The sequence below is a fragment of the Arthrobacter sp. 24S4-2 genome, assembly GCF_005280255.1.
Taxonomy (GTDB): domain Bacteria; phylum Actinomycetota; class Actinomycetes; order Actinomycetales; family Micrococcaceae; genus Arthrobacter.
In genome coordinates this window covers 2457184-2482574 of sequence record NZ_CP040018.1, presented here as the reverse complement: position 1 = coordinate 2482574, position 25391 = coordinate 2457184, and the positions used below count along the sequence as shown (strand labels likewise).

The 25391-nt window shown below is 65.1% G+C and carries 22 protein-coding genes; 14 read left to right on the top strand and 8 right to left on the bottom strand.

All coding sequences use genetic code 11. The annotated features are described in order from the left end of the window. Positions 1-1054: 1054 nt before the first annotated feature. Complete coding sequence (locus FCN77_RS11255) at positions 1055-1855, bottom strand: alpha/beta fold hydrolase (protein ID WP_137322335.1); 801 nt, start codon at positions 1853-1855, stop codon at positions 1055-1057. Between the two features lie 85 nt (positions 1856-1940). After that, positions 1941-3299: an aromatic acid/H+ symport family MFS transporter gene (locus FCN77_RS11250; protein ID WP_137322334.1), complete on the bottom strand. Its 1359-nt coding sequence runs from the start codon at positions 3297-3299 to the stop codon at positions 1941-1943. Between the two features lie 178 nt (positions 3300-3477). Here FCN77_RS11250 and FCN77_RS11245 point away from each other — a divergent pair, with 178 nt between their 5' ends. The 7 genes from FCN77_RS11245 (at position 3478) to FCN77_RS11215 (ending at position 12447) form a co-directional block, all read left to right on the top strand. Further along, the gene (locus FCN77_RS11245; protein WP_137322333.1) at positions 3478-4311 is read left to right on the top strand and encodes a PaaX family transcriptional regulator C-terminal domain-containing protein; all 834 of its coding nucleotides are present in this window, start codon (positions 3478-3480) and stop codon (positions 4309-4311) included. A gap of 139 nt (positions 4312-4450) precedes the next feature. After that, on the top strand, positions 4451-6025 hold the full coding sequence (locus FCN77_RS11240; RefSeq protein WP_137322332.1) for an FAD-dependent monooxygenase: 1575 nt from the start codon (positions 4451-4453) through the stop codon (positions 6023-6025). After that, a complete protein-coding gene (locus tag FCN77_RS11235; RefSeq protein WP_137322331.1) occupies positions 6018-8054 on the top strand; it encodes an acetate--CoA ligase family protein in 2037 nt (678 codons plus the stop codon). Before FCN77_RS11240 ends, FCN77_RS11235 begins: the two co-directional genes overlap by 8 nt. After that, positions 8051-9724 (top strand): (2,3-dihydroxybenzoyl)adenylate synthase, encoded by a 1674-nt coding sequence (locus tag FCN77_RS11230; RefSeq protein WP_137322330.1) that lies wholly within the window; start codon positions 8051-8053, stop codon positions 9722-9724. Before FCN77_RS11235 ends, FCN77_RS11230 begins: the two co-directional genes overlap by 4 nt. Positions 9725-9734: 10 nt before the next feature. After that, the gene (locus FCN77_RS11225) at positions 9735-10868 is read left to right on the top strand and encodes a cupin domain-containing protein (RefSeq protein WP_137322329.1); all 1134 of its coding nucleotides are present in this window, start codon (positions 9735-9737) and stop codon (positions 10866-10868) included. Continuing rightward, positions 10868-11695, top strand: coding sequence for a fumarylacetoacetate hydrolase family protein (locus FCN77_RS11220; RefSeq protein WP_137322328.1), 828 nt, complete (start codon positions 10868-10870; stop codon positions 11693-11695). The genes FCN77_RS11225 and FCN77_RS11220 overlap by 1 nt, the downstream gene beginning before the upstream one ends. After that, positions 11695-12447, top strand: a complete 753-nt coding sequence (locus FCN77_RS11215) for a maleylpyruvate isomerase family mycothiol-dependent enzyme (protein ID WP_137322327.1) — start codon at positions 11695-11697, stop codon at positions 12445-12447. The genes FCN77_RS11220 and FCN77_RS11215 overlap by 1 nt, the downstream gene beginning before the upstream one ends. Before the next feature lie 501 nt (positions 12448-12948). Here the strand turns inward: FCN77_RS11215 and FCN77_RS26305 are convergent. The 4 genes from FCN77_RS26305 to FCN77_RS11195 form a co-directional block, all read right to left on the bottom strand. Further along, entirely contained in the window at positions 12949-13086 is a 138-nt protein-coding gene (locus FCN77_RS26305; protein WP_217496280.1) for a hypothetical protein, read from the bottom strand. A 657-nt stretch (positions 13087-13743) separates the two neighbouring features. Continuing rightward, positions 13744-13965 (bottom strand): pyridoxamine 5'-phosphate oxidase family protein, encoded by a 222-nt coding sequence (locus FCN77_RS11205; RefSeq protein WP_137322326.1) that lies wholly within the window; start codon positions 13963-13965, stop codon positions 13744-13746. A 352-nt stretch (positions 13966-14317) separates the two neighbouring features. Continuing rightward, positions 14318-15538 carry an NADP-dependent isocitrate dehydrogenase gene (locus FCN77_RS11200; RefSeq protein ID WP_137322325.1) on the bottom strand — a complete coding sequence of 407 codons (1221 nt, stop codon included), beginning with the start codon at positions 15536-15538 and terminating at the stop codon, positions 14318-14320. A gap of 122 nt (positions 15539-15660) precedes the next feature. Beyond that, positions 15661-17520: a phosphoenolpyruvate carboxykinase (GTP) gene (locus tag FCN77_RS11195; RefSeq protein ID WP_137322324.1), complete on the bottom strand. Its 1860-nt coding sequence runs from the start codon at positions 17518-17520 to the stop codon at positions 15661-15663. 245 nt (positions 17521-17765) lie between these two features. Here FCN77_RS11195 and FCN77_RS11190 point away from each other — a divergent pair, with 245 nt between their 5' ends. Both FCN77_RS11190 and FCN77_RS11185 read left to right on the top strand, forming a co-directional pair. Continuing rightward, positions 17766-18251 carry a glutathione peroxidase gene (locus FCN77_RS11190; RefSeq protein WP_137322323.1) on the top strand — a complete coding sequence of 162 codons (486 nt, stop codon included), beginning with the start codon at positions 17766-17768 and terminating at the stop codon, positions 18249-18251. A gap of 433 nt (positions 18252-18684) precedes the next feature. Continuing rightward, the gene (locus FCN77_RS11185) at positions 18685-19077 is read left to right on the top strand and encodes a metalloregulator ArsR/SmtB family transcription factor (RefSeq protein ID WP_137322322.1); all 393 of its coding nucleotides are present in this window, start codon (positions 18685-18687) and stop codon (positions 19075-19077) included. A 150-nt stretch (positions 19078-19227) separates the two neighbouring features. Here the strand turns inward: FCN77_RS11185 and FCN77_RS11180 are convergent, their stop codons facing one another. Both FCN77_RS11180 and FCN77_RS11175 read right to left on the bottom strand, forming a co-directional pair. Next, positions 19228-19704, bottom strand: coding sequence for a DUF6278 family protein (locus FCN77_RS11180; RefSeq protein WP_137322321.1), 477 nt, complete (start codon positions 19702-19704; stop codon positions 19228-19230). Next, the gene (locus FCN77_RS11175) at positions 19701-20159 is read right to left on the bottom strand and encodes a hypothetical protein (RefSeq protein WP_137322320.1); all 459 of its coding nucleotides are present in this window, start codon (positions 20157-20159) and stop codon (positions 19701-19703) included. Before FCN77_RS11175 ends, FCN77_RS11180 begins: the two co-directional genes overlap by 4 nt. A 351-nt stretch (positions 20160-20510) precedes the next feature. Here FCN77_RS11175 and FCN77_RS11170 point away from each other — a divergent pair, with 351 nt between their 5' ends. From FCN77_RS11170 to ctaD, 5 genes are read left to right on the top strand one after another with little or no spacing between them, the layout of a single operon-like run. After that, positions 20511-20891, top strand: a complete 381-nt coding sequence (locus FCN77_RS11170; protein WP_137322319.1) for a metalloregulator ArsR/SmtB family transcription factor — start codon at positions 20511-20513, stop codon at positions 20889-20891. Beyond that, positions 20888-22627, top strand: a complete 1740-nt coding sequence (locus FCN77_RS11165) for a SulP family inorganic anion transporter (protein WP_137322318.1) — start codon at positions 20888-20890, stop codon at positions 22625-22627. The genes FCN77_RS11170 and FCN77_RS11165 overlap by 4 nt, the downstream gene beginning before the upstream one ends. Before the next feature lie 17 nt (positions 22628-22644). Next, positions 22645-22911, top strand: coding sequence for a hypothetical protein (locus tag FCN77_RS11160; protein ID WP_137322317.1), 267 nt, complete (start codon positions 22645-22647; stop codon positions 22909-22911). Next, positions 22908-23630 carry a cyclopropane-fatty-acyl-phospholipid synthase family protein gene (locus tag FCN77_RS11155; protein ID WP_254678950.1) on the top strand — a complete coding sequence of 241 codons (723 nt, stop codon included), beginning with the start codon at positions 22908-22910 and terminating at the stop codon, positions 23628-23630. The genes FCN77_RS11160 and FCN77_RS11155 overlap by 4 nt, the downstream gene beginning before the upstream one ends. Next, positions 23627-25366, top strand: coding sequence for a cytochrome c oxidase subunit I (ctaD, locus tag FCN77_RS11150; protein WP_137322316.1), 1740 nt, complete (start codon positions 23627-23629; stop codon positions 25364-25366). The genes FCN77_RS11155 and ctaD overlap by 4 nt, the downstream gene beginning before the upstream one ends. Positions 25367-25391: the final 25 nt, after the last annotated feature.

Here is a 25391-nt window from a genome sequence, read left to right as displayed (position 1 = left end):
TCCCAACTGGTCCAAGCTGTCCCGAGTCGACGAAGTGGAGATCCACGGTCACGGACAGGCCATAACGTCAGGACGCGTCGACATGCTCGCCCTGGACGGCAGCGTCCCCTGGCTTCAGCAAAACGAGGGAAAGGGCCGCGCGCTATTTCTACACAGTGATGGCGTGCGCGTTTACCGACGACCCACAAACAGCAACGACTAGAGCTGGCCCCTGCCCAGCAGTCCGGAGATTCGCCAACACTACTCGTCCGGACGGACGCCCCGTGGGGGTGATTGAAAAACCGTGGATCCAGGATTGGCCTGACACGCCAGGGGGTCGTCTCGCAAAACCAGCATCGTCTTTGGCGAAGTCGACCAGTACAGGAGGGCTCCGGTGGATTCCCCTCCGAAACCACCCCTCTGAGGAGTGGTTCACGGGTATCGGGCGTTGAGCGTCGGATGAGTCTCCAGGCCCACAGAACAAGCCGGAAAGGAGACCATGACCCCACATCCCAGCAGGCGGAGGGCTCCCAGCCGGGGCCCTGATCCCGCCACCCACATAACTTGATAGGCCACCGCGGCGCCAGGCACATCCCGCGGCCAATGTCAGAGGGACCCGCGGAGGGTCAATGTACACACATTAAAAGCAAAACCTCCTCTGACGAGGGGGAATGCGTGCCCAAGGTGGGACTCGAACTGCATTCCCGCCCCTGCAAATACTGGGCACCCGCGGAAACATGCGGAATCCGGCCCAATCCGACCCACATACGACCCGATCCGAGGCCCGATGTGCGGACAATGTCCACACCCCAAAATTGGCCAGTTCAAAGCATCGCAGCGACCAGCCGCACCCCACATCACAGGGGCGCGCCTCTTCTTTGTTTTCTTTGTTCTGACAAGTTCTACGCCTCAATGTATCCGCCATCTCCCAGGGTAGTAGTGGCTCGGGTCACAGGTCGGAGCAGCTGACTGGTCTGAACGACATTCATGGCATCTACCTCCATTCAGCCATCTCATCAATGCCTAGATTCTGGCCGGCCTCGATTGACCCCGGTGCAAGAGACCGCGTGTTGGCCTATTGGTGCAAGAACGCTTTAATGGCGTCAGCGGTGCCGGCAGGATCCATGACGTGGGCAAAGTGATTTTGGCCAGGGACAAGGTGCTCCGTCACGTTCGTCATTCGCTGCCCGAGGTGTCGTGAGGCACCGACCAGGTGTGCCGGGCTCGCCTCGCCAACAAGCAACAGCGTTGGGGCGTCAATCTCGACGTACTGCTGGATGAGGACGTCCGTCAGGTCTATTTCGCTGAGCTCGCGGGTCCATGTGGGACTGAGCTCAACCATCCCTGGCCACAGCGGCGACGCAGCCAGGGCCTCGGTTTCATCCGGGGAGATGCGCAGAAAGTTGGTGGCGGCTATGCGCATCGCTTTGTCTCCGTTTCCCTCGTCCACCGCTGCTGCGTACTCCTGGAGCGCGGCTCCCGCGGTAGGCGCGTCAACTGGCAGCGGAGGCTCATAGAGCACCAGTGAGGAAACCGACGCTCCGGTGCGCACGGCCTCGAGTGCGCAGATCGCCCCGTAGGAGTGGCCAAGCAGGGCGGATCCCTCACCGGAGAGGTCGAGCACGGCTTTGATGTCATCGGCTTCGTTGCGCAGTGAGTATTTCTCGGCGTCGGCGCTGAGTCCACGGCCGCGGCGGTCCATGATGTACACCGTATTGGCGTCGGCCAGTTGCTCGGCCACGGCCAGCCACTGCTCGCCCGTGGAGATGCTTCCGTGGACAAGGACGATGGGACTGCCGGACCCTAGCTTGCGGAAGCCGATCAGGGTGCCGTCGACTGATTCCACAGTCTGGTTGCTGATGCGCTGGGATTGCATGGGAACTCCTTGGTCATTGTTCGGTTGATCGCTGTGTGCGTTGCGTGCACCTCGGTGGCAGCGGTACAAAAACCGGGCGGGCGGGTTAGTGCGGGATAGCGTCGGTGGAGACAGCCGGCACAGCAACCGTGCCCTCTCCGGTCTTGGCGGCCTCGGTCTGAAGCCGTGGTACGGAAAGTACGGCGACTACGCCCACTGCTGCCGCAATCGCCCAGACAGAGAAGTTGATGAACGTGCCCAGCGATGCGGCGACCAGGACCCCTCCGCCTGAAATAGCCAGTACGGCGCCGATCCGCCCGATACCCAGCGTGATGCCTAGAGCAGTGGCCCGCGTTGCGCCCGAGAAGTAGGTTGCAACAAAGCCGTTGACTAGGATCTGTGCTCCCACGGACCCGAAGCCAACCACCGCAACCAACAGGTACATGACGGGCAGCGGCATCAGGCCGGTTCCCATGAGAACAAGCGCGATGCCGGAACTGGCGAAGGCCGACGCGGTCACCGGCCGTGGACCGAAGCGGTCCGCTAGGCGGGAGGACACGAGCACACCCACGACGGCACCGACGTTGACCGTCAGCAGGAATGTCAGGGAGGAGGCCAGCGAGTATTTGGCGATGACCATGAGCTGCGGCAGCCAGGTATTGAGCCCGTACACGAGGGTTTGTCCACAGACACCGGCCAGGCAGAAAAGGATCATCGCGCCAAGCAGGCGCCCGGTCAGCAGGGTGCGGAAACGGCCGGCTACGGGTGCGCCGCCTTGTACCGGCGCTTCGGGTAGCGGTTCGAGCCCGTAGTCGGCGATGATGCGTACCGCTTGGGCCCGGTCCCCCTTGGCAGCGAGGAAGGCCGGGGATTCGGGAAGGAACTTGAACAGCAGGGGGACGACGGCGATGAGTGGAACGCCGCCCAGGGCCAGCATTCCCTGGAATCCGAGCGCGGGCAAGAAGGCGAGGGCGAGCAGCGCGGCGAGAATCCCGCCGACAGCGTATCCGGAGAACATCACGGCGTTATTGAAGTTGCGCCGGTTCGACTTGGAGAACTCCACGGTTAGTGCGATCGCCGTCGGGATCACGCCGCCCAGTCCAAGGCCAGCTAGAAAACGGAACAAACCGAAGAGTTCGGGAGTTGGCGCCGAGGCGGTCAGCAGCATCAGCAGCGAGAAGGACGCGATGGACACCATCATGACCTTCCGGCGCCCGACGATGTCAGTGAGGTATCCGATGAGGATGGCGCCGATGAACATTCCGGCCAGTGCGTAGCTGCCGATTGCGCCGGTCTGCGCCGGAGTTAGGCCCCAGGGCTGGTAGGCCAGGAGCTTGGGGACGATGGCGCCGTAGACGACCAGATCGTATCCGTCGAAGACGATGGCCAGGAAGCAGAGAAAGATGACCGCGGCTGCCGATTTACGAGGGCGAACCGGAGGTGAGGAGGGCGATTGAAAAGCCATTGGGGACTCCAGGTGATATACACGACGTTGTGGCTGTGCCAGAGATGAGGGGTCGGTTGTCTGTGATCTGACCCACAATCGAATGTAACATAAATGTGTTGGTCGTCAACAGTCTTGTTGCATGTTTGATGATGGACGATTCTCCCCGGCACGCCGGAACAAGAGTTGGAGGAGCCTTATGCAGTGGAAACCCAGAGCCCTGATCCTGGATCTTTTCGGGGACTACCTCAGGTATGCCGGGAGCGAGGTCAGGCTTGCCGACATCACGGAGCTCCTCGCCGTATTCGATATTGAGGCAGCCACGGTCCGCGTCAACCTCTCTCGCCTTCGCAAGGAGGGCTGGTTCACCACCCGCCGCGTGGGGCGGGAAACGGTCTACTCGCTCACACCTCACATGCTGGAAATCCTGGACGAGGGACGCGACCGAATCTTCCGGCGCCGGGACGAGAACTGGGAGGGGCGCTGGACCATGGCCATCTATCAGGTCCCGGAATCCGAACGCGCCGTCCGTGAACAGCTCCGCAAGCAGCTGGCGTGGCATGGTTTCGGCCAACTGTCACCGTCGACCTGGCTGAGCCCGCACGACCTTATTGCCGAGGTCCGCGAAATCGCCGCCGAATATCCGCTGGCAAAAGTTGATGCTCTCTGGTGCGGAACCGGAGACCTCGAGGAGGACAGGGACCTTGCCGCGCGGTGCTGGGACCTGGAGCAGCTCGGCGCGGACTATCAGGAATTCGTCCAGACCTATTCCACCCTCAACGACGAGGCGCTGAATGCGGGCAAGGACGGCCGCGCGGCACTCATCGAACGGATGCGTATCATCGGCGACTTCCGTCGCTTCCCGTTCCGCGACCCCTACCTGCCCCGCGAGCTGCAGCCCGAGGGCTGGCCGAGCAGCGAGGCATACGGCCTGTTTGGCGCGGTACACCGCCAGCTCGGGCCTGCAGCCACGGAATTCGTCTCCGGCATTATCGGTCAGCCCGTCGGGCAGGGCCAGGAGGTCGTGGCGTAAGGGAGCGCCTACTCGAAGTCCCGCAAAACGGCTACTCCGATGCGATATGTAACAAATACTTGACGCCAAGCGTAGATTAGTTACATAATTTTGGTGAGACCTTTCTCACTGATTTCCCAAACACTAGAAGGTGGCATCGATGGCACTTCGCGTAGCCTGCATTGGCGGCGGTCCCGGCGGACTGTTCTTCTCAACCTTGTTCAAGCAGACCGTTCCCGACGCTGAAGTCGTGCTCTTTGAGCGGAACCAGGCCACGGACGCGTTCGGCTTCGGCGTAGTTTTCTCCGACGCAACACTGAATCGGATCAACGACGCCGATCCCGTTGTCCGCAACGGCCTCCGGGACTTCGGTACCCACTGGGATGACATCGAGGTCTGGCTCAAAGGCGAACAGAAGTCCTTCGCCGGCAACGGCATGGCCGCCATCTACCGCAAGACTCTCCTTCAGCTGATGCAGGACCGGGCGGCGGAAGCCGGCGTCGACATGCGCTTTGGCCAGTATGTGCCCGACCTGGCTCAGCTCGATGATTTCGACCTGATCGTCGGCGCTGACGGCGCCAATTCATCGACCCGTGAACAGCTCGGGGAGAGTCTGGGCCACACTGCCGAGACTGCCACGGCGAAGTTCATCTGGTTCGGCACTAGCCACAAATTCAAGGGCATGACCTTCCTCCACCGGAAGAGCGAATTTGGCAACTTTGCCGTCCACGGCTACCCGATCAGCGACGACCTGAGCACGTTCATCGTCGAAACTGACGAGCAGACGTGGCGGAAGGCCGGCCTCGACGAATTCGATGTCAGCCAGCCTCCGGGACCTTCGGACCTGAAGACCCAGCGCTTCCTCGAAAAGCTCTTCGCCGAGGACATCGACGGTGAGCCGCTGGTGGCCAACAGCTCCCGTTGGGCGAATTTCCGCACCCGCCGGACCCGTTCCTGGCACAAGGGCAACGTCGTCCTGCTCGGAGATGCGGTACATACCGCCCACTTCTCCGTCGGCTCCGGCACCAAGATGGCCATGGAAGACGCCATCACCCTGGTCCGCGAAATCGCTGCACACCAGGACGACCTCGAGCTCGCCTTCACAAACTACGAGGCCGAACGCCAGCCACAGGTCGCCAAGATCCAGAACCAGGCACGCGGTGGCCTGAGCTGGTGGGAACACTTCGGCAGGTATTACGACTCCTTCGACCCAACCCAGTTCACCTTCCACTTCTTCTCCCGCAGCATCGACATCGACAAGATCCGGCAACGCGACCCGAGTCTGGTTGCTTCCGCGGAACAGGACTGGCATGCCAGGCACGGAAGCGCGCCGCTGCAGACATCCCTCATTGCCGGACCCGTCGAGTTCCAGGGGCGCCAACTCTCCCTCACACACCAGGGCGGTCAGCCTGCGTTGACCGGCCCCGGCGGCAGTATTGCGCTGACCAGCGTCCCGGCCGACGCCGATGCCAACACCGGACTGTTGCTCACCGCGCCGGACACCGAAGAGGGCTTGGCCGCCGCCTTTGAGCAGCTGTCGGACCGGGCTGCGGTGATCGTTATCCAAGGCGGCAATCCGTTCACGCGCATCCTCCTCTCCGAGGAAGCGCGCCTGGGCCGGGGCCTGACAAGCGTCATCGTCGATGACCGGGGACCGGTGTCGGCCTTGACCGTGGTGCTTTCCGGCCGGGCAGACGCCATTGCAACGGAAGGTACGGAGGCAACCGATGCATAATCTCACTCCGCTGTTCGCACCCCGCGGCATCATCGTCGTCGGCGCCTCGTCGACTCCGGAAAAGCTCGGCGCCGTCATGGCGCAGTCGCTGTCCACCTACCCGGCTCCTGTTGAACTCGTCAACAGCCGCGGCGAAAACGGCATGCACACCAGCATCGCCGAAGCCGCAGCAGCAATTCCGGGAGGCCCCGATCTGGCAGTGCTCTGCGTACCTGCCGCCGCCACCGCACAGGCATTACGCGACAGTGCAGCGAACGGTGCCAAGGCTGCCCTGGTCTGCGCCGGGGGTTTCGCCGAAGCCGGCGGTCCCGGCGTCGAATTCGCCCTCCAGGTGGAGTCAGCTGTCCGGGACACCGGCATTCGGCTGCTCGGCCCGAACACGTCCGGCTTCTTCGTGCCCCACCGCAACCTGCGCGCCAGCTTCGTGCCCGGCGTCGCAGAACTGGAACCGGGTTCGGTAGCCGTCGTGGCGGCAAGCGGTGGAGTCAACCACGTCCTTGCTTTCCACTTGCAGCGCGCCGGAGCGGGCGTCAGCGTCGCCGTCGGCATCGGCGCGGGCACCGACATCAGCGCACCCGATGTCCTCGACTACCTGATCTCCGATGAACAAACCAAAGCAGTTGCCCTCCATCTGGAAACCGTCGCCGACGGACCAGCCCTCATCGACGCCGTTTCACGCCTCAGTTCGGTCAAACCGGTCGTGGCTTTGGTCGTCGGGCGAAATGACGTCTCTGAGTTCGCCCAGTCCCACACGGGTGCCCTGGCCACATCCTGGCGGACCACACGGGCGGTCCTGAAGCAAGCCGGTGCCGTGATCGTCGACGACGAGAACCAGCTGGTTGCCGCTGTCACCGCCCTGGCGGATCGCAGGCTTGCGCCGTCGGCCGATCCCGGAGTCGGACTCATCACCGGACAGGCCGGCCCCGGACTATTGATCGCCGACGCCCTCCACAGCGCCGGCGTCACACTGCCGCGCCTGGCACAGACCAGCCAGGACACCATCGGCACGCTGCTGCCACCGCTGACCTTCCAGGCCAACCCAGTGGACACCGGCCGGCCGGGACCCGGTTACGAGAAGGTCGTGGCCGCCGTGGCAGCCGACCCGGCCATCGATCTCGTCGCAGTCTACGGACTGACCGAACCAGTCACCGACCTGCCACTGTCGGTCGCCGAATCCGGAGCAGCGGAGAGCCTGCCGTTCCTGATCGGCGTCGACGGACCCGACGGCGACCTTGAACGCGCCCGGAAGTCAGCCCACCAGCACGACCTGCCGCTGATCAGCGGACCGACCTCTCTGGCCCACGGCATTACAGCACTGGTGAACGATGCGCGTGGACAATTCCAGCGCACCGAAGCACCCACTGGAGCCTTCACCTGGCCGGCACTGGAAGGGCCCTGGGACGAGAACCGCGCCAAGGAACTCCTTGGCGCACTCGGTATCGCCACCCCTGCCCGGCGAAGCTGCAGCACCCGCGCCGCGGCTCATGATGCTCTCTCCGAGCTGGGGGGTCCGGTTGCGGTCAAGCTGCTCGACGCCGCCGTTCTGCACAAGACCGAGATCGGCGGTGTGCACCTGGGCGTGAACTCCCCCGAGGCCATGGACCGGGCCCTGGACGGCCTTGAGGCCGCCGGTGCCCGCGAATTCCTGGTCGAAGCAATGGCTCCATCCGGCATCGACCTCGTGGTCGGCGTTCGCCGTGACCCTGTTTTCGGACCGATCGCCGTTCTGGGTCTGGGTGGCACCACCGCGGAAGTCTTCGCCGACATTTCCATCCGCTCCGCTCCCCTTTCCGTCCGTGTGGCGGAGGGCATGCCCGGCGATCTCCAAGCGCGCGAGCTCTTGTACGGTTTCCGTTCCGGGCCGATGCTGAAGACGGAGGAGCTGGCGGCCCTACTGGTCAGGCTCGGCGATGCGCTTGTTTCCAATGACGCAATCGCAGAAATCGAAATCAACCCCCTGCGCCTGACCCGTGACGGGCTCGTGGCCCTTGATGCAGTAGTTGTCAATGTCGAGGAGGACATGAAATGACCAGCCACACCAGTGAGGGAACCATCCCCTGGCCGGCGGACCTTGCGGCCAAATTCCGCAGCAAGGGCTACTGGGAAGACCGCCCGCTCGGCGCCTACATCCTCGAAACAGCCGACCGGCTGCCGGAAAAAATCGCAATAGTGGACGGTGACGTCCGGCTCAGCTACGCCGAACTGGCCAACAGAATGGATGCGGCCGCGGAACGCCTCCTGCAGTTGGGCCTGAAAGTGGATGACCGCATCATGGTCCAGTTGCCCAACGGCTGGCAGTTCACGGTACTGACCTTGGCGTGTTTCCGCGCCGGCGTCATCCCCGTGATGGCCCTGCCGGCACACCGGCAGTATGAGCTGTCCTTCCTCGCGGAACTCTCCGAATCCCGGGCCATCGCCGTACCGGATGTCATCAAGGACTTCGACCACCAGGCGATGGCCGAAGAACTCGCGTCAAGCATTCCGTCCCTGGAGATCATCCTTGTTTCCGGTGCAGCTAACCCCCAGAACGCCCGACTCGAGGACATCCTTGCTCCCGGCAAGGACCTCTCTGGCGCCCGCGCACGGTTGGACGCCGCTGCACCGTCGCCTGACTCGCCAGCCCTGTTTCTGCTCTCGGGGGGCACCACCGGGCTGCCCAAACTCATTACCAGGACCCACAACGACTACGCCTACAACATCAAGGCCACGTCACTTCCCACCGGAGTCACCGAGGACACCGTCTATCTGGGCACCCTTCCGGCGAGCCACAATTTCCCGCTGGCCTGCCCGGGCATCCTCGGAATCCTGTTCGCCGGCGGCCGCGTCATCATGCTGCCCAGCCCCGAACCGCGGAAGGCCTTCGCCGCCATCGAACATGAGGGAGTGACGCTTTCGACGGCGGTCCCCGCAGTCGCCCAGCGATGGATCGAGTATGAGCAGGAAAACGGCACCAAGCAGCTGGCCAGCCTCGAAGTGCTTCAGGTCGGCGGTTCGCGCCTGCCGGACGAGATTGCCCGGAAAGTGAAGCCGGTTCTGGGCGCGACCCTTCAGCAGGTTTTCGGCATGGCCGAGGGGCTCATCAACACCACCCGACTGGATGACCCCGAAGACGTCATCTGTACTACGCAGGGACGTCCGGTGTCCGAAGCCGACGAGGTCCGCATCGTCGATGAGGCCGGCGAGGACCTGCCGGACGGAGTTCCCGGTTCCATCCTGACCCGCGGACCCTATACTCCGCGGGGCTACTACCGCGCCCCCGAAGCCAATACCCGGGCCTTCACCCCCGACGGCTGGTACGCCAGCGGTGACATTGTCGAGCGGCGTCCCGACGGAAACCTGATCGTCCAGGGCCGCGACAAGGACATGATCAACCGCGGCGGAGAAAAGATCTCAGCCGAGGAAATCGAAAGCCTTATCTACCGGATCGACGACGTGACCATGGCAGCCGCCGTCGCCATGCCGGATCCGATGCTCGGTGAACGGCTCTGCCTCTACATCACCGTCAAACCCGGACGCGAAGTTACCCTTGAACAAATCCAGGCGATGCTGCGCCGGACCGGTGTAGCGGCATTCAAGATTCCTGAGCATCTGGTGGTCCTCGACGAGCTGCCCACCACCAAGGTCGGCAAGATCAACAAGAAGGACCTCCGCGCCGACATCGCCGAACGCCTGGCCGCCACCGGCGCCCACGCACAGTAAAAGGAGCGCCATGATCGAGAACACAACTCATGAATCAGTGGCCGCGGGGCATGTTGTCCCGGAGCCGACGCCCGAGGAAGCTGCCCAGCTGGAGGAGCTGTACCGGGATTTTGACCGGGAGAACCTGATCCCTTTGTGGACGGAGATCGCGGATTTGATGCCGATGGTCCCTTCCCCGAAGGCCGTGCCGCATGTGTGGCGGTGGAGCGATCTGTACCCGCTGGCGGCCCGTGCCGGTGACCTGGTCCCGGTGGGCCGCGGCGGTGAACGCCGGGCCATCGCTTTGGCGAACCCGGGCCTGGCGGGCACACCGTATGCCACGCCCACGTTGTGGGCAGCGATCCAGTACCTGGGTGCCCGCGAGACCGCCCCGGAACACCGCCACTCCCAGAACGCGTTCCGCTTCGTCGTTGAGGGCGAGGGTGTCTGGACGGTGGTGAACGGGGACCCGGTGCGGATGTCCCGCGGGGACTTCCTGCTGACTCCGGGCTGGAACTTCCACGGCCACCATAACGACACCGATGAGCCGATGGCCTGGATCGACGGCCTGGACATCCCGTTTGTGCATTACGCCGACGCCGGGTTCTTCGAGTTCGGCACCGAACGCGTCACCGACGAGGCCACCCCGGACATCTCCCGCTCCGAACGGCTCTGGGCCCACCCCGGCCTGCGCCCGCTCTCGGGCCTGGATGACACCACCAGCTCCCCCATCGCGGCGTACCGGTGGGAACACACCGACCGGGCCCTGGCCGAACAGCTGCTCCTGGAGGACGAGGGCCACCCGGCCACCGTCTCCCAGGGCCACGCCGCCGTCCGGTATTCGAACCCCACCACGGGCGGGGACGTGATGCCCACCATCCGGGCCGAGTTCCACCGCCTCCGGCCCGGCGCCACCACCGAAGCCGTCCGGGAGGTTGGCTCCAGCGTGTGGCAGGTCTTCGAAGGCACCGGCACTGTGGTGCTGAACGGCGAAACCAGGACCCTGGCCAAGGGCGACCTCTTCGTCGTCCCGTCCTGGCAGCAATGGTCGCTCCAGGCGGACCCGCAGACCGGAACCGGGTTTGATCTGTTCCGGTTCAGCGATGCCCCCATTTTCGAACGGCTGAACTTCAGCCGCACCTACACCGAAGGACGCAACAAGTAATGAGACTCCTCACCCTCCGCACGGGAAACGGCACGACGAAGGCTGTCCGCCAGGACGGGACCGCCCTGACTGAGATCGATGGCTTCGCCGACGTCGGCTCACTGCTGCAGGACTCCGCCTGGGAAGAGAAGGCGAAGGCGGCGGCCGGCGCGACGCACCCGATCGAGGGCGCGGACCTCGCCCCGGTGGTGCCCTTCCCGGGCAAGATCATCTGCGTGGGCCACAACTACCGCAACCACATCAAGGAAATGGGCCGGGACGTCCCCGAGTACCCCACCCTGTTCGCCAAGTACCAGGAATCCCTGATCGGCCCCAACGATGACCTGGCCCTCCCGCAGGAATCCGACACCGTCGACTGGGAAGCAGAACTCGCCGTCATCATCGGCAAGAAGGGCCGCCGGATCAGCGAAGCCGACGCCCCGGCCCACATCGCCGGGTACGCCGTCCTGAACGATGTGTCCATGCGCGACTACCAGTTCCGCACCATCCAGTGGCTCCAAGGCAAAACCTGGGAAAAATCCACCCCGTTCGGCCCGGCCCTGGTCACCACCGATGAATTCACCGCCGGCCCGCTGATGACCTCCGCGGTCGACGGCGAAATCCAGCAGCAGACCCCCACCGGCGACCTCGTCTTCACGCCCGAGTTCCTGGTCTCCTACATCTCCACCATCATCACCCTGAACCCCGGAGATGTGATCGCCACCGGCACCCCGGGAGGGGTGGGCCACGCCCAGGACCCCAAACGCTACCTGCAGGAAGGCCAGATCCTGGTCACCACCATCGAGGGCCTGGGCCAGCTGAAGAACCGCGTCATCAAGGAAGCCTGATGGTTGCCCGCCACGACCGGACCACGGACCCGGAACTCCTCGCGGCACTGCTGCAGGCGCGCCGGGGCACGGCGTTCTTCGCCCGCAAGCTCAACGAACTCAGTGACGCGGACCTCGACGGCGCGTCGCTGCTGCCCGGCTGGACCCGCCGCCACATCACCGCGCACATCGGCTACAACGCCCGGGCGATCGCGCGGCTGGTGGAGTGGGCGGGCACCGGCGTGGAGACACCCATGTACGCCTCCACGTCGGTGCGGGACCACGAAATCAGCTTCGGCGCGACCCTGAGCCCGATTGCGCTGCGGCACCTCTTCGACCATTCCGCCGTGCACCTGAACGTCGAATGGCGGGACCTGCCCGGGGATGCCTGGCACCACAAAGTCCGGACCATCCAGGGCCGCGAAGTGCCCGCCACCGAAACGGTCTGGATGCGTACCCGCGAAGTCTGGATGCACGCCGTCGACCTCGACAACGGCGCAACCTTCGCCGACATCCCCGCACCCGTCCTGGAACGGCTCCTTCGCGACATCACCGTCGCCTGGAAGACCCGCGGCACCGACACGGGCCTCCTTATTAACGTGACGGGCACGGACCCGACGTTCGGCGACACCACCGCGAAGAACCCGACCGTCATCACCGGACCCCTGCCCGCCATCGTCGAATGGGCCGCAGGCCGCGGCCACGGTGGCGTCACCGCGGCCGACGGCGCGGCTGCGCCAGTGGCGGTTCCGGCCGCCCCGAAATGGATTTGAACCGTAGGCGCCCCACGAGGTAACGGTGGAGGCGGCGACTCTCCTGGAAATTTGAAGGCTATAGGGGGCCAAGGCTTGCTATGAGGGTATCCGCGGCCGTCCGCGAGGCTTTGCAGGAGCGCCGAATGCTCCCGCCACGAGTTCGGGTTCGATGAAACGGGTTTCGGCTCAGAGGAGCCTGATTCAGCGGGACCGTGCACACCCGTAGCAACCTATGCGCACGCTTCGCCGGATCCTCCGACGTAGCAAGTCGATGTAGCTAACGGCGTCCCGGCTGCGGCTTCGCAGCCGGGACGGCGCGCGGCATAAAGTCGTGGATGCCATGCCGTCGTGGTGGTCTGTGATCCCCGGCTACCGACACCCGTGCTGGATGCCGCTGCGAATCGGCAACTGAATGACTTCAGCCATGTGATGTTCGGCGGCCTCACGCACACCCGGCGGTAATATACACGTTGGCCAGACAGCACGAGCTGACGCATAGCCCATATAGTTCGTCCGGCGTCAGGCCTTCTTCAGTGGTTTCGTGGGTGATGATGCAGCCTGGAGGAAGCCGTTGTCCACCAGCTGTCCTTGAATCCGGATCTCGACGAATCCGCCTGCAAGGGGGGTCCAGTCTTTGACGTAGCGGGGTTTCAACACAAGCGGACTTTCGTGAACAGGTCGACGGCGGACGACGGACGGGGCGGGATTGTGGGTGCCAGAAGGAATCCAGATGGTGTTCGCAGCATTGAGAGGGGCCCTGCGGTTTACTACGGCTCGCTGGTGGTGCCAGCCAGGTAGTCGAGGCAGGCGTTGTAGTCGGCTATGGCTTCTTCGAAGTTCCGCAGTCGGGACTGGGCGCCGGTGGTTCCGGCGGTGTCCGGTTGGGTTAGTTGCTGTTGGCAGTTGCATTTGCCGGTGCTCAGGGTTGCGATGCCCCAGTCGGTGGTGGCGGGGGCGGTGGTGATGCCGACTCCTTCGAAGGGGTCGGTGAGAATGTTCCGGGCGACGGATGCCCAGGCGATGAGGTGGAATTTTCGGGCAGTGTCGAGCTGGTGTTCGTCGCCGCTGACCCAGGCCTGATGGACCTTTTCGGGTCTTAGTGTTGCGTCAGGCCCTGGCGCGGTGCCTGTGGCGGGGGTGCGGACGACTTGGCCGGTGTGGAGAATCCTCCACCGAATCCGAACAGCAGTAACGGGCTGCCGGGTGGGCCCAGGCGGATGAATACATCCGAAGCTTCAGAGGGCATGGCTGAACTGGGTATTCCATCCGCAACCGCCAGGTGCAGGGGGCCGTATGTGACCCGGCCCTCGTCTCTTACTCCTGTGCGTCCTCCTGGGTGTCGATGGGCCGGCGCCGGCCGGTGATCCCGGTGGGGGCAATCTCCACGTAGGACCCTTTCGCGGTCGGCGTCCAGGGGCGCTGGGCTTTCTGCTGAGCGGCGTCGATTTCCGACCAGTCCTGCAGTTCGCGGGCCGTTCCTTGAACGACAACGATCCGGGCGGACGTTTCCGACCTGCCGTTCGCTTCAAAGGCCACCTAAGGGTTGATGGCCAGTTCCACGAGCATCTCGCCCTGCGGCGTTCGCACAAACATTTTTCCGTTCTGGGCGTGGAATTCCACGGGAAAAATATCAGGCTTGTTATCAGAGAGCATGATCGTCCTTCCACGGCCCCGGACATGCCGTTGGCCTTGTCAACTGCCTCATCCGACGCTCTTGCGCCGATGATATACCGCCCAGAATAACGCCGGGTTTGACCGGTTGGCCCTTCACGCCCCGCCCCGGACCCGGCCCCGGAGGCGGCCGGTCGGATCAAGCTCGAGCTGCACCCCCCGTTCGGTGTTTCCCCGAGCGGGCGGCTGGATCTCCAGGAACGGTCAGTCTGGGGGACTATCCCAGGCGTGCCTTGAGGTTGTCGTCCAGTGCCGCGAGGAACTCCTCTGTGCTCAGCCATTCCTGGTCCGGTCCCACCAGAAGCGCCAGGTCCTTGGTCATCTGCCCGGATTCAACCGTCTTGATGACGACATCTTCGAGAGTGACGGCAAAGTCAATGACGGCAATGGTGTTGTCCAGTTTGCCGCGGTGCATGATGCCGCGGGTCCACGCGAAGATCGAGGCGATCGGGTTGGTGGAGGTCGGCTTGCCCTGCTGGTGCTGGCGGTAGTGGCGCGTCACGGTGCCGTGTGCGGCTTCGGCCTCGACGGTCTTGCCGTCCGGGGTCATCAGCACGGAGGTCATGAGACCGAGCGAGCCGTAGCCCTGGGCGATGGTGTCGGACTGGACGTCGCCGTCGTAGTTCTTGCAGGCCCAGACGTAGCCGCCGTCCCACTTCATCGCCGATGCGACCATGTCATCGATCAGCCGGTGCTCGTAGGTCAGGCCTGCTGCCTCAAAGAGGTCTTTGAACTCGGCATCGAATACTTCCTGGAAGAGATCCTTGAACTGCCCGTCGTAGGCCTTCAGGATGGTGTTCTTGGTGGAGAGGTACACCGGGTAGTTCCGCTGCAGCCCGTACGCGAAGGAGGCGCGGGCGAAATCCCGGATGGAGTCGTTGAAGTTATACATGCCCATGGCGACCCCTCCCCCGTCGGGGTAGGTGACCACCGTCTGCTTGATCTCTTCGCCTCCGTTGGTGGGGGTGAAGGTCATGGTCAGCGTGCCAGGACCCGGGATCTTGAAGTTGGTCGCCATGTATTGGTCGCCGAAAGCGTGGCGGCCGATGATGATCGGCTTGTTCCAGCCCGGAACCAGGCGCGGGATGTTGGAAATGATGATGGGCTCGCGGAAAACGACGCCGCCCAGGATGTTGCGGACCGTTCCGTTCGGGGACGGCCACATCTTCTTCAGGCCGAATTCCTCTACCCGGGACTCGTCAGGGGTTATCGTTGCGCACTTAACGCCGACGTTGTATTCCTTGATGGCGTTCGCGGCGTCGATCGTGACCTGGTCATCGGTCGCGTCACGGTTCTGGATGGACAAATCGAAGTATTTCAGGTCCACATCCAGATACGGGACGATCAGGCGGTCCTTGATGAACTGCCAGATGATGCGGGTCATCTCGTCGCCGTCAAGTTCCACAATGGAGCCAACGACCTTGATCTTTTCGTTCATACGGTCCTCTTTGATTTCATGGGCCCAATGACCCACCCCGATGGTGGTCTCTGACATCTGCGAACATGGGCGTGGCGCCCGGTGCCCGGACGGTTCCGGGCACCGGGCGCCACGCCTGGCACCTATCGGGAGCTGACGCGCGGCGTGCCCCGGCGGGCAGCGAAGCGGTTCTTGAGATGTTGCAGCTCGGCCGGCAGTTCGGGGGGCAGCGAGTCACCGAACCGGGCGTACCACTGATCGATGCTGTCGATTTCCTGGGCCCATTCCTGTGAATCGACCGCCAGGGCGGCATTGAGGTGTCCGGGGGCGACGTCGAGGCCTTCGATGTCGAGGGATTCCGGTGCTGGGACGAAGCCGATGGGGGTTTCGATGGCAGCCGCTGTCCCCTCGAGCCGTTCGATGGCCCATTTCAGGACGCGGGAGTTGTCTCCGAACCCGGGCCAGAGGAAACGCCCGTCGGCGCCGCGGCGGAACCAGTTCACCAGGAAGATCCGGGGCAGTCGGGCGGGATTGGCCGTCCGGCCGGTCTCCAGCCAGTGGTTGAGGTAGTCCCCTGCGTCGTAGCCGATGAAGGGAAGCATGGCCATCGGATCGCGGCGGACGACCCCGACCTGACCGGCGGCTGCCGCTGTAGTCTCGGAAGACAGCGTCGATCCCATGAAGACGCCCCCTGTCCAGTCCCTGGACTCGGTGACCAGGGGGATGGTTGTCTTCCGGCGGCCTCCGAAGAAAATGGCCGAGAGCGGCACGCCCTCGGGTTGGTAGTATTCCTCGGCCAGGATACTGACCTGGCTGATGGGGGTGCAGAACCGTGAGTTGGGATGGGCCGCGGGCCGGCCGGAGGCCGGGGTCCAGTCCTGGCCTGTCCAGTCGGTCAGGTGCTCCGGGGTGTCCCGGGTCATCCCTTCCCACCAGACGCCGCCGTCATCGGTAAGGGCCACGTTGGTGAAAATGGTGTTGCCCTTGGCGATGGCGTCCATCGCGTTGGGGTTGGTCTGCCATCCGGTGCCCGGTGCCACGCCGAAGAGGCCCGCCTCCGGGTTGGTGGCCCGCAGTTCCCCGTCCTTGCCCGGACGTATCCAGGCGATGTCATCCCCGAGGGTTTCCACCGTCCAGCCCTCAACGGTGGGGTTGAGCAGGGCGAGGTTGGTTTTGCCGCAGGCCGAGGGGAAGGCCGCGGAGATGTAGTAGGACTTCTGTTCCGGGCTGGTGAGTTTGAGGATGAGCATGTGTTCCGCGAGCCAGCCCTCCTGACGGGACATCGCGGACGCAATGCGCAGTGAGTAGCACTTCTTGCCCAGCAGTGCGTTGCCTCCGTAGCCGGAGCCGTAGGACCAGATCGACTTCTCCTCCGGGAAGTGCACGATCCATTTATCGTCGTTGCAGGGCCAGCTGACGTCCTGCTGGCCTGGTTCCAGCGGTGCGCCGACGGAGTGCAGCGCGGGGACGAAGTCCGCGTCCAGCTCGACCATTTTGGCCAGGACATCGGAACCGGTGTGGGCCATGATGCGCATGGAGGCGACGACGTAGGCGCTGTCGGTGATCTCAACCCCGAATTTGGGGTCCTCGGCGTCGAGGTGGCCCATCACGAACGGAATCACGTACATGGTGCGTCCGCGCATGGCGCCGGCGAAGAGCCCGCGCAGTTTTTCCTTCATCTGCGCCGGGTCCATCCAGTTATTGGTGAAGCCTGCGCCCCGCTCATGTTCGGAGCAGATGAAGGTCTGCTCTTCGACGCGGGCGACATCCTTGGGGTCAGAGAAGGCGGCAAAGGAGTTCGGGAACTTGTCCTCGGCCAGGCGCGTCAGCGTGCCGGCTGCGACGAGCCCGTCGGTGAGCGCACGGTATTCGGCTTCGGTTCCGTCGACCCAGTGGATGCGGTCCGGTCCGGTCAGGGCGGCTACCTCCCCGACCCAGTCCAGAAGCCGGTCAGTAGCAACGGGGGCGGTGTCCAGGAGGCTGGAGTGTGTGATGTTGTGCACGGTTCTCTTCCTTCCCCCGCACTGACGGCGGGCGGGGCGGTCGTAGAAAAGTCATGGAAATTGTTCGTAAAGCCTCGGCCAGGGCTGACAGGAATCAGCAACGGCCGGGCCACACCGTCAAAGGAATCGGGCGAAGGCTTTACTATTTGATGGATACATCATCTAATATAACAGTCATTCAATGATGCGGGTCGCCCTGCCGTCACCGTGACCCTTTGGGACCAACAACTTTGCGAGGATGCCTCATGACCGCTCTGCACTCCATTCCACTCACCCTCATCGACGGAACGGACACTGACTTCGGCCGCTTCAAGGGGGAGGTGATGCTGGTGGTGAACGTCGCGTCCCGGTGCGGGTTCACGCCGCAGTACGCGGGGCTTGAGGCGCTGCACAACAAGTTCCGGGAGCAGGGCTTCGCGGTGCTGGGAGTCCCGTGCAACCAGTTTGCCGGGCAGGAGCCGGGGGCCGCCGCCGAGATCGCCGAGTTCTGCGAACGCAACTTCGGCGTGACGTTCCCGCTGACCACCAAGTCAGACGTCCAGGGCGAGAACCAGCATCCGCTCTATGCGGAGCTGACCAAGTTCAGGACCGGCGAACTTCCGGACCTGGTGCAGTGGAACTTCGAGAAGTTCCTGGTGGACCGCGACGGCGCGGTCGTGGCCCGGTTTGCCTCCGCGATCGCGCCGGACTCACCCGAGATCATCGAGGCCGTCCAGGCAGCTCTTGCCTGATCGTGACATAGGGCAAAGGGCCCTATCCCTAAGTATCCCGACCCGTCCAGACCGGCCACATCGTCTACCCCCCGGGCGGGCCCGCTGGCCTGCCCGGGGGTGGTTATGGTGCCCCGAGGCTGGACGGCACCGCTGGCGCATCAGAAGGCGTGGTGAATCACAGCCGGAACCCTTGCAATCCGGCAGCCGGCCGCAATGGAGCACGTCCCCACGCTCGGTTGCCCGGAGCGGAAAGGGAATGCGCACGCCGTTTCCGGTTTCTGCCGGAACAGGGCTGCGGCATTCGTCGAAATCAAGCAGTTCGGGGAGCGCCCGGAGGGGCACTTTTTCATGCGCGTGAACTTTGCCGCGGAGGGAGATGCGTCCATGGGAAGACCGGGGTCGCCTTGACCGGTGTGCCCGCGGATTATTTTTAGTGAAGGCGGCTGTTCCGATGGACCGATTTCCCGACCGGCAAGTGGACCTGTCCGAGGTAGAAGCCGAGCTCTTCAAGGGTCTGGCCCACCCTGTCCGGGTCAGGGTTTTGGAGCTGCTGGCGGCGGCAGAAGGCACGGTGCCCGTCTCGGACCTCCTTGCCAGCACGGGGATGGAGGCCTCCCACCTGTCCCAGCACTTGTCAGTGCTGCGCCACCATCATCTGGTGAGGTCCACCCGGCGGGGTTCACAGGTCTTTTATGAACTGGCTTCCCCGCAGGTCCCGGACCTGCTCGCCGCCGCACGGGAGCTGCTGCTGAACGTCCTGCAGACCAACCAGGAGCAGCTGGCATGGTCCCTGGCTCAGACCGCACCGGCACTGCCGTCACGGTTGGACAGCAGGGACGTCTGAACGCGGCTCAGCCCCGTGACGCGGAGCTGCGGCAAATCACCCGGTGAAGGTCGGAAGCTGACGCGGCAGACGCGGAGGTCCGGCCCCGGCATCCGTGCCGGGGCCGGACCTGCCGTCACCGGCAACGGCAGGGAAGCTGCCGGCAGGTATTTAGGGTGCCGGTGTCAGGCTTTCGGCGTAGGGCAGGACGGTCCTCAGGTCCGGGGCGCCGGTTTCCAGGCGCGTCCGGGCGAGGGCAATGACGTCCAGGTCGGTGTTTTCGGCAAGGTGGACGACGGGGTAGCCGTTGGGCAACAGGCGCCACCGGGCCACGGGGAGGTTCCGGACCAGGACGGTGCCGATGAACAGCCCGGTTTCGACCCTGAGCCGCCATGGCGCGGGCCCGTTCCTGTCCGGCCCGGTGAGGAGCCCTTCGAGAACTTCCACCCCCGACGCGACATCGGCCAGCGTCGCGCCGCGTGCTGCGGTCCATTGACGGAGGCTGCTGCACTGCCCCAGATGGGCATCGAGCTCTTTCTCCACGGCAGCTGCGTTGGCTGCCGGTTCCCTGGTGAAAAAGATTGCATAATCCCGGGGGGTGCCGGTACCCGGGTTGTGCCGGGAAAAATCCGCGGGCTCTCCGCTCATAGCCTGAGGCCTCCCGTTACCGCCCGGGTGAGGGGAATCCCTGTCTGGAGTTCCTGTCCGTTGAGGGAGCTGTAGGCGGTGATGCGGCGGTCCTCCCCCAGCCCGGCCAGGGAGGCCCGCGGGAAGAGTGCAGTGACGGAGGCACCCACGCAGGAGGCGCCGCCGCGGGGATGCACTGTGCGGGTGACCGTCCCGAAATCGTAGGTGGACAGGCCGGTGACGCGCCCGTCCCGCAGGCTGACCGTGAGGTGCCGGATCGTGGTCCGTCCCGCGTCGCCGGCACGGAGCCCGACCAGGTAGCTTCCCCTGCCTGCCGCCCTGTTCAGTTCGAATTCCACGCGCACGTCCGGGCCGGAGGTGTCCACCGATACCTCCGCGATGAGCGGAGCCGGAGGCGCGGGGGCAGGAACGGGCGCTGGCCGTTCGACCCGCGACGCCGTCCGCGGGTCCCTCATGCCGCCGCCCGCCCCGGCCGCTGCACGGACCGGAGGGGCCGGGTCCGGGCAGCGGTTCGGAAGGCCGCGGCGTGCCGCGCCTGGCCCGTCTCGCTGGGGCGGGGTCCCCGGTGCCGGGCCTCTGGCGGGCGGCGGGGCCGTGACGGCCGCCGGGGTCTTTATCGGGCAGGGCATGGGTGCCCCTTTCCCCGGTCGGGCAAAGCTGCCGATGCCCTGGGCCGGTGTGGAGTGTCCGTCGGTCCGCGGAAACCCGGGCCTGACAGGGACGGAATGTTCCGCCCCTGTTATATTGGATGATGGAACTATAAAATAGTCAAGCAAGCACATATTGTGATCGGCCGGGAGGCAGGCATGGAAGAATTCTCGGATTTCCGGGCACCGTTGTACGAGGTGAAGGCCAACCTTTTCAAGGGGTTGGCGCATCCGGTGAGGATCAGGGTGCTGGAACTGTTGTGCGAGGCGCCGGAGGTGTCCGTGACGGAGCTTCTCGCCGCAACGGGCCTGGAGGCCTCGCATCTGTCCCAGCACCTGTCCGTGCTGCGCCGCTACCATCTGGTCAAGGGCGAACGCAGGGCCCTGCAAATGTTCTATTCACTGGCGTACCCGCAGGTCGCTGACCTGCTGTCCGTGGCACGTCTGCTGCTCAACGACATGCTGCACACCACCCGCGAGCAGCTCGAACATTCGGCGGGCACGTCCCCGCTGGCTGCTGCCGCCGGCAGCTCACGATGAAGGCCCTGACCGCGGCACGGGCGCTCCTGCCCGGCCGGAGGGACTATGCGGATCTGCCCCGCACATGGAAAGGGGACCTCATCGCCGGGGTCACCGTCGGCATCGTCGCCCTCCCGCTGGCTCTGGCCTTCGGGGTCAGTTCCGGGGCCGGTGCAGCCAGCGGACTGATCACCGCCGTGATCGCCGGCATCGTCGCCGCCGTCTTCGGTGGTTCCAACATCCAGGTTTCCGGCCCGACCGGGGCGATGGTCGTCGTCCTGGGTCCCGTCATCGCCACACATGGCGCCGGGGCCCTTGCCGCGGTAGCCGTCCTCGCCGGGGTCATCGTCGTCGCCGCCGGTGTCCTCAAGCTCGGCCGGGTCGTGACGCTGCTGCCCTGGCCGGTGATCGAAGGATTCACCCTCGGGATCGCCATGATCATCTTCCTCCAGCAGGTCCCGGCCGCGTTCGGCGTCAAAGCCGGACCGAGCAGCAACGCCGCCGCCTCCGCCGTCCAGGGTCTCGTCACGGCATCCCCCGCCGCTCTCCTGGCCCCGCTGGCACTGGTGGCGCTGGTCGCCGTCATCATGATCGCCGCACCCCGGATCCACGCGCAGATCCCCGGCTCCCTGATCGCCATCATCATCGCCAGCATCGCAGCCCAGGTGCTGGACCTGCCGGTGGCCCGGATCGGCGCCCTGCCCGACACCCTGCCGGCCCCGGTCATCCCCGCCCTGGACTGGGGCACCGTGACTGCCCTGGCCGGGCCGGCCGCGACCATCGCCGCCCTCGCCGCGATCGAGTCACTGCTCTCGGCCCGCGTTGCCGCGTCGATCTCCGATACCGGCCCTTACGACGCCGACCGTGAACTCCTTGGCCAGGGCCTTGCCTCCGTCTGTTCCGGGTTCTTCGGCGGCATGCCCGCCACCGGCGCCATCGCCCGCACCGCCGTGAACATCCGCTCCGGCGGCCGGACCCGGCTCGCCGCCGTCACGCACGCCCTGGTGCTGCTGGGCGTCGTGTACCTGGCCACCGGCCCGGTCTCCCGGATCCCGCTCGCCGCCCTCGCCGGTGTCCTGATGGTCACTGCCACCCGCATGGTCTCCCTGGCCACGCTGCGCAGCGTCATCGGATCAACACGGGCCGACACGGTCGTTTTCTTCGTCACGGCCCTGATCACCGTGTCCTTCGACCTGATCGAGGCGGTGGCCATCGGCATCGCCGTCGCGTCCTTCTTCGCCCTGCGCACCCTGGTCAAGTCCAGCGGCGTGCACCGCGAAGAGATCCCCGGCCCCATTCAGGAAGGCGACGAGCACATCGCCGTGTTCCGGCTCGACGGGGCCCTGTTCTTCGCCGCGGCCGAACGCGTCCTGGACCGGGTCAGTGCGATCCGAAACGTCGATGTCGTCATCATCCGCATGTCCCAGCTCCAGGTCCTGGATGCAACCGGGGCCCGGGTCATCACCGACATCGTCAACGCCCTCGAACGCCGCGGCATCACCGTGCTGATCAAAGGCATCCAGGAACGCCACCTGGCCTTGGTCACCAAGGTCGGTGTGCTGGAATCCCTGCGCCACCACAAACACCTCTTCGATGATCTGCCGCCCGCCGTGGAACACGCCCGCAGCCACGTCGCCCGTGCCAGGGCCGCCCGTACCGCAGAACATCCCTCACAGGACAAGGCGGCCGACACCGGCCAGGACCCCGTCCATGGCCGGGACGCGGCAGCCACTCCCGGCAGTACCACGGTCCGATGAATGATCAGGAGCATCCTTTGCCGCCAACAGCACCCCTGGAACCCCGGACCGAACCGGACCGCATGCCGCAATACCTCCTGGGTTTCGCACTCGCGGCCCTTCTGCTGTTCAACCTCCCTGCACTTTTCGCGGGGCCCACGAACCCGGCCTGGCTGGCCGCGGTGGTACTGACCGGCCCAACCGTCGGCTTCCCCGCCGGAATCGCCGCTTTCCGGCGGCGCAACAACTCACACGGCGGGCCCGCAGGGGCAGCAGCCCTGCGCCCGGGCAGGAGCCGGCCATGAGCGTGGACGGCATGCCGCTGCCGGCATGGAAGCACGCAAGGGGACGGCCCGGCTACCCCGCCGACGCCGCGGTCTGGAACCGCTGGTACGCCGAAGCCGATTACGGCTGGTCCCCGGCCAGCTCGTCCGTGCGCTCGGAACTCAACGGACTGGCCCCCGGACGGGCGCTGGACCTCGGGGCCGGGGACGGCCGCCACGCGGTGTGGCTGGCCGGCCGCGGCTGGCACGTGCAGGCCATGGATTTTTCCACCGAAGCCCTGGCCATCGGACGCGAACGCGCCTTCGCCGAGGGCGTCACGGACCTGATCACCTGGTCGGTAGCCGACGTCACCGCCCACACCCCCGCCCCGGGGAGCCTTGACCTGGTCTTGGCCGCCTTCCTTCACCTGCCCGGCGCGGACCTTGAGGGCACCATAGCCCGCACCTCCCCGGGCCTGGCCCCCGGCGGGCTCTTCCTGCACATCGGCCACGACCCGGCGGACCCCCGCGAAAGCGCCCTCGGACTACGGACCGCAGCCGTGCTGCACGACAGCGCCCGGGTGGCCGCCTGGGCCCGGCGGGCCGGCCTGCACGTTGAATCAGCCGAGACCCGGTCCCGGCCCGTCCCCGGTTCCCGCCGCCCCGCGCTGGACTGCGTCATTCTGGCCCGCAGCCCAGCCGCTCCGGCACCGGCCCCGTCCGCGCCCGCCCAACACTCTCATCGCGAGGTCCCCTCATGACCCCAAGCGCCAGCACGGCCACGGTCCCTCTCCCCGTGGTTCCCAAATCCAAGGGCCGGATTGTCGTGAGCTGGATCACGACCACCGACCACAAGACCATCGGGTACATGTACCTGATTTCTTCCTTCACGTTCTTCTGCTTCGGCGGCGTGATGGCCCTGCTGATCCGGGCCGAACTCTTCGAACCCGGCATGCAGCTCCTGCAGACCAAGGAACAGTACAACCAGCTCTTCACCATGCACGGCACCGTGATGCTCCTGATGTTCGCGACCCCGCTGTTCGCCGGATTCGCCAACGTCATGATGCCGCTGCAGATCGGCGCCCCCGACGTCGCCTTTCCGCGGCTGAACGCCCTGGCTTTCTGGTTCTTCCTCTTCGGTTCCCTCATCGCCGTCTCCGGGTTCCTCACCCCCCAGGGCGCAGCATCATTCGGCTGGACTGCCTACGCGCCGCTGTCGGACACCACCTTCACCCCGGGAATCGGCGGAGACCTGTGGGTCTTCGGCCTGGCCCTGTCCGGTTTCGGCACGATCTTGGGTGCGGTGAACTTCATCACCACCATCATCTGCATGCGTGCCCCCGGCCTGACCATGTGGCGGATGCCGATCTTCACCTGGAACACCCTGGTCACCGGCATCCTCATCCTGATGGCGTTCCCGCCCCTGGCCGCGGCCCTGTTCGCCCTCGGCGCCGACCGCAAGTTCGGTGCCCACATCTTCGACCCGGCAAACGGCGGCCCGATCCTCTGGCAGCACCTGTTCTGGTTCTTCGGCCACCCCGAGGTGTACATCATCGCGCTGCCGTTCTTCGGCATCGTCTCCGAGATCTTCCCGGTCTTCAGCCGCAAACCCATCTTCGGGTACAAGGGCATCGTCTACGCGACCATCTCCATCGCCGCGCTCTCGGTCACCGTGTGGGCGCACCACATGTACGTCACCGGCTCGGTGCTGCTGCCGTTCTTCGCCTTCATGACAATGCTGATCGCCGTCCCCACCGGTGTGAAGTTCTTCAACTGGATCGGCACCATGTGGGGCGGCTCCCTCACCTTCGAAACACCCATGCTCTGGAGCCTGGGCTTCCTGGTCACCTTCCTCTTCGGGGGACTGACCGGCATCATCCTGTCTTCCCCGCCGCTGAACTTCCACGTCTCCGACACCTACTTCGTGGTGGCACACTTCCACTACACCGTCTTCGGCACCGTCGTTTTCGCCATGTTCGCCGGGTTCTACTTCTGGTGGCCGAAATGGACGGGCAAGATGCTCAACGAGCGCCTGGGCAAGGTCCACTTCTGGATGCTCTTCCTTGGCTTCCACGGCACCTTCCTCATCCAGCACTGGCTCGGCGTCGACGGCATGCCCCGCCGGTACGCGGACTACATGCCCCAGGACAACTTCACCTGGATGAACCAGTTCTCCACCTTCTCGTCCTTCCTTCTGGGCGCCTCTTTGATCCCGTTCTTCTGGAACGTCTACATCACTTGGCGCAGCAACGAAAAGGTTGGGGTGGATGACCCGTGGGGCTTCGGGGCCTCCCTGGAATGGGCAACGTCCTGCCCGCCGCCGCGCCACAACTTCACCTCGCTGCCCCGCATCCGTTCCGAACGCCCGGCCCTTGACCTGCACCATCCCGAACTCCGCCGCCAAGACTACGAACCGGACCGCATACCGGCCCCGGCCGCCCCGGCCGCCAGGGAGATCGGAGGACGGGATGTCCACTCCACCAACACCGAGGACTGAGCCTCTCCCGGCATCTGCCGTATCC

Bases quoted from the DNA above. Each gene is read 5' to 3' on its own strand.
- FCN77_RS11165 (WP_137322318.1), top strand. From the start codon at position 20,888: ATGAAGGCCCTGACCGCGGCACGGGCGCTCCTGCCCGGCCGGAGGGAC.
- FCN77_RS11220 (WP_137322328.1), top strand. From the start codon at position 10,868: ATGAGACTCCTCACCCTCCGCACGGGAAACGGCACGACGAAGGCTGTC.
- FCN77_RS11215 (WP_137322327.1), top strand. From the start codon at position 11,695: ATGGTTGCCCGCCACGACCGGACCACGGACCCGGAACTCCTCGCGGCA.
- FCN77_RS11255 (WP_137322335.1), bottom strand. From the start codon at position 1,855: ATGCAATCCCAGCGCATCAGCAACCAGACTGTGGAATCAGTCGACGGC.
- FCN77_RS11190 (WP_137322323.1), top strand. From the start codon at position 17,766: ATGACCGCTCTGCACTCCATTCCACTCACCCTCATCGACGGAACGGAC.
- FCN77_RS11175 (WP_137322320.1), bottom strand. From the start codon at position 20,159: ATGAGGGACCCGCGGACGGCGTCGCGGGTCGAACGGCCAGCGCCCGTT.
- FCN77_RS11170 (WP_137322319.1), top strand. From the start codon at position 20,511: ATGGAAGAATTCTCGGATTTCCGGGCACCGTTGTACGAGGTGAAGGCC.
- FCN77_RS11200 (WP_137322325.1), bottom strand. From the start codon at position 15,538: ATGAACGAAAAGATCAAGGTCGTTGGCTCCATTGTGGAACTTGACGGC.
- FCN77_RS11155 (WP_254678950.1), top strand. From the start codon at position 22,908: ATGAGCGTGGACGGCATGCCGCTGCCGGCATGGAAGCACGCAAGGGGA.
- FCN77_RS11230 (WP_137322330.1), top strand. From the start codon at position 8,051: ATGACCAGCCACACCAGTGAGGGAACCATCCCCTGGCCGGCGGACCTT.
- FCN77_RS11245 (WP_137322333.1), top strand. From the start codon at position 3,478: ATGCAGTGGAAACCCAGAGCCCTGATCCTGGATCTTTTCGGGGACTAC.
- FCN77_RS11240 (WP_137322332.1), top strand. From the start codon at position 4,451: ATGGCACTTCGCGTAGCCTGCATTGGCGGCGGTCCCGGCGGACTGTTC.
- FCN77_RS11250 (WP_137322334.1), bottom strand. From the start codon at position 3,299: ATGGCTTTTCAATCGCCCTCCTCACCTCCGGTTCGCCCTCGTAAATCG.
- FCN77_RS11235 (WP_137322331.1), top strand. From the start codon at position 6,018: ATGCATAATCTCACTCCGCTGTTCGCACCCCGCGGCATCATCGTCGTC.
- FCN77_RS11180 (WP_137322321.1), bottom strand. From the start codon at position 19,704: ATGAGCGGAGAGCCCGCGGATTTTTCCCGGCACAACCCGGGTACCGGC.
- FCN77_RS11225 (WP_137322329.1), top strand. From the start codon at position 9,735: ATGATCGAGAACACAACTCATGAATCAGTGGCCGCGGGGCATGTTGTC.
- ctaD (WP_137322316.1), top strand. From the start codon at position 23,627: ATGACCCCAAGCGCCAGCACGGCCACGGTCCCTCTCCCCGTGGTTCCC.
- FCN77_RS11185 (WP_137322322.1), top strand. From the start codon at position 18,685: ATGGACCGATTTCCCGACCGGCAAGTGGACCTGTCCGAGGTAGAAGCC.